The sequence below is a fragment of the Nitrosomonas sp. Nm132 genome, from assembly GCF_900100485.1.
Lineage (GTDB): Bacteria > Pseudomonadota > Gammaproteobacteria > Burkholderiales > Nitrosomonadaceae > Nitrosomonas.
In genome coordinates this window covers 1-1108 of the sequence record NZ_FNDH01000129.1, presented here as the reverse complement: position 1 = coordinate 1108, position 1108 = coordinate 1, and the positions used below count along the sequence as shown (strand labels likewise).

The window sequence follows — 1108 nt, the reverse complement described above, 5'->3', positions numbered from 1 at the left end:
ATTTGATGGCGAGTATGAGTATGACGCCACTAATTTCAGTGTTATTGTTACATTTTAGCTTTTTGAAGACGAGTTTGTTTTTTCCGCAGTGAGGCGGCACCGAGTAGATAAAGGGACGGGTCAGTTACGGAACGAGGGATTGGGCCAATTGGTAGCTTTTAGTACGGATGTTTTGAAATAACTTGACGGACTCGGTCGCGATCTTGAGTACTAGCGTACGTGCATGACGTACGAGCTTGCCTGGCAGATGAAACAGGCGCCAACGTACTGTTGCCACTCGATGACGCTGCCATCCGCTGTCCAGGGCAGAATGCTTGAATAAGACAAATAAATTATGAGCGATTACACCGATACGAAGAAAAGCGGCATTGGCCTCGAATTGTCCGCAGGGCATACGTTCCATACCAAAGCCGATTTTTAGCTCTTTGATACCGTTCTCGGAGACTTCGCCACGTTGGCGATACCAGACCAACGTATCTTCTGCAGACTCCTGGCGATTGCTAGCAATCACGTGATACTTGGGCTGATCATCAAACAGTTCGGCTTGGCGTTTGTACTTGACTACGATCAGGCGAAACGCCTTGTGCGTCTCATTCATGCTGTGTGTGGTTTCGGCTATGGCGCAATCGGCATAGTGTGCCCAGTCCGATTCGGGGATAGCTTCGATGGTCTTGAGGGTCGATGCGTCGAGCCGACCGCCAATGGCAAAGGTTTTGCTCGTTTCTTCACAGTAGTTGAAGATATCCGCCTGATAGCCTGCTGAGTCCAGGCGAACATGGGCGATATGATGCCCCTTGGGCAGGTAGGCTTCACACGCCTGAATAAATTCGAGGTTTTTGCTGGCTGGAGCAATGTTACCCTCTCGGAATTCATCATGAATCACCACGCCTGCCTCGGCTAAGTGACCAATCATCGGCATATACCCTTGCTCTCCTTTATAGGTAAAACAGGCCGCTTTTTTCTCGGCGATGATTTGTGAAGCATCGCCGTCCAAGGTATGGGCGGTGATACCGGATTGACGAATCCGCGTGGCAACGATCCGCCGATTGATACGGGAAAGACCCGCCAATCCTTTGCCAGCACCCGTGCGGCGCAACCAGTCGCCCAC

The 1108-nt window shown here is 51.0% G+C and carries 1 protein-coding gene; it reads right to left on the bottom strand.

The window, feature by feature from the left end; translation table 11 throughout:
• Positions 1-124: 124 nt before the first annotated feature.
• The coding region (locus tag BLP80_RS14990) for an IS1380 family transposase (RefSeq protein WP_176754405.1) at positions 125-1108 on the bottom strand (984 nt) is incomplete at its 5' end.